The organism is Paenibacillus ottowii, from assembly GCF_006874425.1.
GTDB lineage: Bacteria > Bacillota > Bacilli > Paenibacillales > Paenibacillaceae > Paenibacillus > Paenibacillus ottowii.
Window position 1 is genome coordinate 1 of sequence record NZ_VIJZ01000023.1, and the last position, 6,907, is coordinate 6,907.

Annotated in this window: 1 protein-coding gene; it reads left to right on the forward strand. The window is 51.2% G+C overall.

The annotated features are described in order from the left end of the window. Positions 1–6,907: non-ribosomal peptide synthetase (locus FKV70_RS25655; protein WP_142614962.1), on the forward strand; the 6,907-nt coding region annotated here is incomplete at both ends.

A 6,907-nucleotide genomic window follows, 5' to 3' on the forward strand; every position in this document is an offset into this window, starting at 1 on the left:
CCTATGATGCGTTCCCGCTGTATGAAATCCAAGCACTGACTGAGCAGAAGCAGGATTTAATCAACCATATTATGATATTTGAAAATTACCCGGTGGAGCAGCAGGTAGAGCAGTTGGGCAGCGAGGGACAGGATAAATTTACGATTTCGAATGTGGTGGCTACAGAGGAAACTAACTACGATCTGAATATGCTCGTTATGCCGGGTGAAGGCATCAAGATTCGATTTATGTATAACGCGCTCAGCTTTGATCAAGCAGGCATTGAGCGTCTGCATGGACATTTTGCACGGCTATTGGAGCAAATTTCGCTCAACCCGCATGTTCGCGTTGAAGAGCTGGAACTACTCACAGCGACAGAAAAGCAGCAGATAACAGGAGCGTTTAATGCGACGGCTTCTGCATATCCAAGCCATCAAACGATCCAAAAGCTGTTTGAGGAGCAGGCGGAACGCACGCCGGATCGTATGGCTGTCGTTTGGGAGCATCAATCTTTAACCTACCGTGAGCTGAACGAGCGAGCTAACCGTCTTGCACGCACCTTGCGTTCAGAAGGAGTAGAACCAGATCAGCCGGTAGGTATTCTGGTACAACGCTCGCTGGACATGATCGTAGGCATCTATGCGATCCTCAAAGCGGGTGGAGCCTACGTGCCGATTGATCCAGACTATCCGGCCGACCGCATTCGTTTTATGCTGGAGGACTCAGGAGCAAAGCTGGTTTTGACGCAATCGCATCTGGTGGAGCAAGCATCGCTGAGTTTCGACGGCCAGGTGCTAGTACTGGAACACAAGGATATCTACCATGAAGATAGCTCCAATCTGGAGCCGCTGTCCGGGCCGCACCATGTCGCGTATGTCATCTACACCTCCGGCTCGACAGGAAAGCCAAAGGGCGTCATGGTGGAGCATCACTCAGTCCTGAACCGGATTTTGTGGATGCATGATCGCTATGACTTGAGTGCGGAAGATACGATTCTGCAAAAAACCACCTTTACCTTCGACGTATCGGTGTGGGAGCTGTTCTGGTGGTCAATGGTCGGCTCAAAAGTGAGCTTGCTGTCGGTTGGCGGGGAAAAGAACCCAGAAGACATCGTCGACACGATTGCCCGCGATGGCGTGACCACGATGCACTTTGTGCCGGCCATGCTGCATGCGTTCCTGGAATACGTGGAACAGCAGCCACGCGAAGTGATGCAAGCGAAGCTGAGTACACTGCGCCATGTCTTTGCCAGTGGTGAAGCATTGCCGCCACAGCATGTGGCCCGGTTTCAGCGGCTCGTGTCGGGTCTATCTGGGGCGAAGCTGATCAATCTATACGGTCCAACTGAAGCGACGGTGGACGTGTCGTACTTCGATTGCGAACCGAATGAAGAATATACAGTGATTCCAATCGGGAAACCGATCCAAAATATTCGTCTGTACGTCGTGAAGGAAGGCACAGAGCAATTGCAGCCGATTGGGGTAGCAGGGGAGCTGTGCATCAGCGGTGTTGGCGTAGCCCGTGGTTACTTGAACCGTCCAGAACTGACGGCGGAGAAATTCGTAGCCAATCCGTTTGCTGAAGGGGAAACCGGTTATGAGCGGATGTACCGCACTGGCGATTTGGCGAGATGGATGCCGGACGGGAACATCGAATATTTGGGACGGATTGACCATCAGGTGAAAATCCGGGGGTATCGGATTGAGTTAGGCGAGGTCGAAACGCAGCTGCTTCAAGTGGAATCGGTACGAGAAGCGGTTGTTATGGCTCGTACAGATGAAACGGGCCAAAAACAAATGGTGGCCTACTATGTTGCGGGGCAAGAGCTTGGCGCCAGCGAGCTGAGAAGTGAGCTGGGCCGAGAGCTGCCAAGCTACATGGTGCCGTCCTACTTTGTACAGCTGGAGCAGATGCCACTGAGTCCAAACGGTAAAATCGACCGCAAGGCTCTGCCTTCACCAGAAGGCAGTCTGCAAAGCGGAGCGGAGTATGTAGAGCCTCGCACTGGAGCGGAACGGGCACTCGTAGCAATCTGGCAGTCTGTCCTGAATGTGCAGACGGTCGGTATTTTGGACAACTTCTTTGATCTGGGCGGCGACTCCATCAAGGCGATTCAATTTTCTTCCCGACTACTTCAAGCAGGGTACAAGATGAATATGAAGGACTTGTTCACATATCCAAGCGTGAAGGAACTGGCTTCGCATCTTCGGTTAGCAGACAAGCAAACAACCGAGCAAGGCGAGGTCACGGGGAAAGTGGCGTTAACGCCGACTCAATACTGGCTTGTAGAACAGGGTCAAGTGGAGGCATATCCATTTAATCAGGCGGTTATGTTGCACCTGGAGAAGGGCTTTGACGAAATCGCTCTACGTCAGGCGCTCATGAAGCTGACAGAGCATCATGATGCTCTACGGATGGTGTTCAGCAAGACAGAGCAAGGCTATGAAGCATGGAACCGTGGCGTACAGGAAGGTGAGCTATATCATCTGGATGTGGTGGACTTTACGTACTTGACGGATGAAGCCACGCTCAGCGCAGCCATTGAGGCGAAAGCCAGTGAAATTCACAGTAGTATTCAACTTCATGAAGGGCCGTTGTTGAAGGCTGGCTTGTTCCACTGTGTAGATGGAGACCGTCTGTTGATGGTGATTCACCATTTGGTGGTGGACGAGATATCGTGGCACATTGTGTTAGAGGATTTAGCCACAGTTTATGAGCAAGCCGTTCATCAAGAAGTACTTCGATTAACGGACAAAACGGATTCATTCCGTTCCTGGTCTCAAAAACTTTCCACTTATGCGAATAGCACAGCTATGGAAAGTGATCGCGCCTATTGGGAGCAACTGAACGCAGCCGCTTTAGCTGACCAAGTACGTTTGCCTGAGGATCAAATACAGGCCGACTCGTTTACCTTGACTGACACGGATACAGTAGTCCTCCAGCTTACGGAAGAAGAGACATCAAAACTATTGAAGGAAGCACACCGCGCATATAACACGGAAGTGAACGATTTGCTGCTGACTGCATTAGGCATGATGCTATACACGTGGATGGGGTATGAACGCAGTCTGATCAACCTAGAGGGATATGGACGGAAGGAGATTTTACCAGATACGGACTTTTCTCGTACGGTAGGGTGTTTTACAGTTCAATATCCGGTATGGCTGGACATGGGCAGTGATCCTACTTTATCGGGACGCATCAAACAGGTTAAAGAGAGTCTACGTCATGTTCCGAATAAGGGAATGGGCTATGGAATCTGGAGATATTTGAGTGAATCTAGTCAAGTGGTTAGTCAGCAGGCAGATGTACTGAACTTTGGTCAACATCAAGCTTTTGCCGAGCCACAAGTGAGCTTTAACTATCTCGGACAGGTTGATCAAGACTTGCCAAACAGCGATATTCGTATGTCTCCTTATTCGATTGGATCGGTCAATAGTGACCGGACGAAAATGAAACATGCTCTCGATGTGAGCGGAATCGTAATGAACGGCATCCTGAAACTCGACATTCGGTATAACGGCAAAGCCTTCCGTAGGGACACCATCCAAATGTTGGCTAATCTGCTAAAAGCCAATCTGCTTGAAATGATCGAGCATTGTGTGACACGGGAGCGGACCGAATTGACTCCAAGTGATGTACTGTTCAAAGGTCTGACCCTGGAGCAACTAGATACGATTAAGGAGCAGACAAAGACGGTTGGGGAATTGGAAAATGTGTATCCGCTAACGCCAATACAAAAGGGCATGCTGTTCCATAGTTTGATGAATACACAAACCGAAGTGTATTTTGAACAGTTGACGTTTGATCTTGAAGGAGATTTTGAGCCGGGTATGTTCGAGGAAAGCGTAAAGCTGCTCGTAAGCCGTCATGCTATTTTTCGGACAAATTTCTACAGTGGCTGGCATGGTCAACCATTGCAGGTTGTCTATCGTCATAAAGATCTGGACTTCCATTATGAGGATGTCAGAGGGTGTGAACACGCTGTAGCTGAATTTGTGTCCCAGGACAAAGCTCGTGGCTTTGATTTAGGCAAGGACACACTTATACGCCTAGCTATCTTCCGTACAGGGGATCACTCATACCGTTTTGTATGGAGCTTCCACCATATTGTGATGGACGGTTGGTGTTTGTCACTCGTAATGGAAGAAGTGCTAAGTGCGTATTCGTCCTTGTTGAAAAACAGGCAGCCAGAGCTCGCACCTGTCAAGCCGTATAGTGACTATATCGAATGGTTGGAACATCAAGACGCACAGGAGGCGACCCGTTATTGGAGTGACTATTTGGCAGGTTTTGAGCAACAGACCTTGCTGCTTGGTGAGAACGCGCAAGCTTCTATAATAAATCGGGATCAAGATGCAGACAAAAGCGGTGGAAGTTCAAATTCCGGGTATGTTTCGGAAAAGGTGACCTTCGGGCTAGGTAAAGAACGGAGTACAGTATTGAAACGTATTGCAAAGCAACAGAAAGTAACGATTAATACGCTTTTGCAGACTGCGTGGGGTGTTATTTTACAGAAATACAATAATAATCAGGATGTCGTATTTGGTAGTGTGGTATCTGGGCGTCCAGCAGAGATTGAAGGCGTGGAGAATATGATCGGTTTGTTCATAAATACAATTCCAGTACGCATTTACAGTGAACGGGATGCAACATTTGCTGAAGTATTGCAGCGTACACAAGAACAGGCTCTGGCCTCCAGTCCATATGACACGTTCCCACTGTATGACATTCAGGCACTGACTGAACAAAAACAAGACCTGATTCATCACATCATGGTCTTTGAAAACTATCCGATTGGGCAAAAGATAGCTCAGGCGATTGATTCCGGCGAAGCAGACGCACACACAGGTCTCTCTATTGCTAATGTGGCAATTGCGGAGCAAACCAACTACGATTTTAACCTGATTGTCGTGCCAGATGAGGATATCTCTATCCTGCTTGAATACAATGCTCTGGTGTATAACCGGTCTGCAATGGAGCGTATCCGGGGTCATATGGACCACATCATCGGACAAATCGTAGACAACCCGTATATCCGTGTGGATGAGCTGGAATTGGTAACGCCGGAAGAACAAGCGCAAATCGTGCAGGTATGGGGAGATACAGCAGCATCCTATCCGCAGGATCAGACGCTAAGCAGTCTGTTTGAGCAGCAGGCCGCGAACACGCCAGAGCAAGTCGCGGTACTGTGTGGTGAAGAGTCGCTGACCTATCGTGAGCTGAACGAACGAGCCAACCGTCTCGCACGCACCCTGCGTGCGCAAGGGGTTGAACCGGATCAGCCTGCGGGCATTCTGGTTCACCGCTCACTAGACATGATCGTGGGCATCTATGCGATCCTGAAGGCCGGCGGAGCTTATGTGCCAATTGATCCAGAATATCCGGCCGATCGTATCCGCTTTATGCTGGAGGACTCAGGTGCGAAGCTGGTGCTGACGCAATCGCATCTGGCGGAGCAAGCATCGCTGAGTTTCAACGGCCAGGTGTTGGTGCTGGATCGTCAGGAGCAGGGTGGCAAGCACATTTATCACGAAGACAGTTCCAATCTGGAGCCACTGGCCGGACCGCACCATGTTGCGTACGTCATATATACCTCTGGCTCCACGGGAAAACCGAAGGGCGTAATGGTAGAGCACCATTCCGTGCTGAACCGGATTTTGTGGATGCATGATCGTTACGGTTTGAGTGCAGAAGATACCATTCTGCAAAAGACCGCCTTCACCTTCGACGTGTCGGTGTGGGAGCTGTTCTGGTGGTCGATGGTCGGCTCGAAGGTAAGCCTGCTGTCTGTGGGCGGGGAAAAGAATCCGGAAGACATCGTGGACACGATTGCCCGCGACGGCGTGACCACGATGCACTTTGTGCCGGCCATGCTGCATGCGTTCCTGGAGTATGTGCAGCAGCAGCCACGGGAAGTGATGCAAGCGAAGCTGGGCACGCTACGCCATGTCTTTGCCAGCGGCGAAGCGTTGCCGCCACAGCATGTGGCGAGGTTCCAGCGGCTTGTGTGGAGCCTGACCGGAGCGAAGCTGGTCAACCTGTATGGTCCGACCGAAGCGACGGTGGACGTCTCGTACTTTGATTGCGAGCCGGATGAGGAATATGCGGTGATCCCGATCGGAAAACCGATTCAAAACATTCGTTTGTACATCGTGAAGGAAGGCACGGAGCAATTGCAGCCGATTGGGGTTGCAGGGGAGCTGTGCATCGGCGGTGTCGGTGTAGCCCGAGGGTACCTGAACCGTCCAGAGCTGACGGCCGAGAAATTTGTGAAAGATCCGTTTGCCGGTGGGGAAGCCGGATACGAACGGATGTACCGCACCGGCGATTTGGCGAGATGGATGCCGGACGGAAACATTGAATATCTGGGCCGGATCGACCATCAGGTGAAAATCCGCGGGTACCGGATTGAGCTGGGTGAGGTCGAAACGCAGCTGCTGCAAGTGGATTCGGTACGAGAAGCGGTTGTCATGGCTCGTGCAGACGAAACGGGCCAAAAACAAATGGTGGCCTACTATGTCGCGGGACAAGAGCTAGGAGCCAGCGAGCTGAGAAGTGAGCTGGGCCGAGAGCTGCCAAGCTACATGGTACCGTCCTACTTTGTACAGCTGGAGCAAATGCCGCTGAGTCCCAATGGCAAAATCGACCGCAAGGCCTTGCCAGCACCGGAAGGCAGCCTGCAAACTGGAGTCGATTATGCCGAGCCGCGTACAGCGCAAGAACGCGCTTTGGTAGCGGTCTGGCAGTCGGTGCTGGGGCTACAGACGGTCGGTATTTTGGACAATTTCTTTGATCTGGGCGGCGATTCCATCAAGGCCATCCAAATCGCATCCCGTACGTTCCAGGCGGGCTATAAGCTGGACATGAAGGATTTGTTCCAGTATCCAACGGTTGCAGCCCTGGCCCCGCATATGCACGAGGTCCG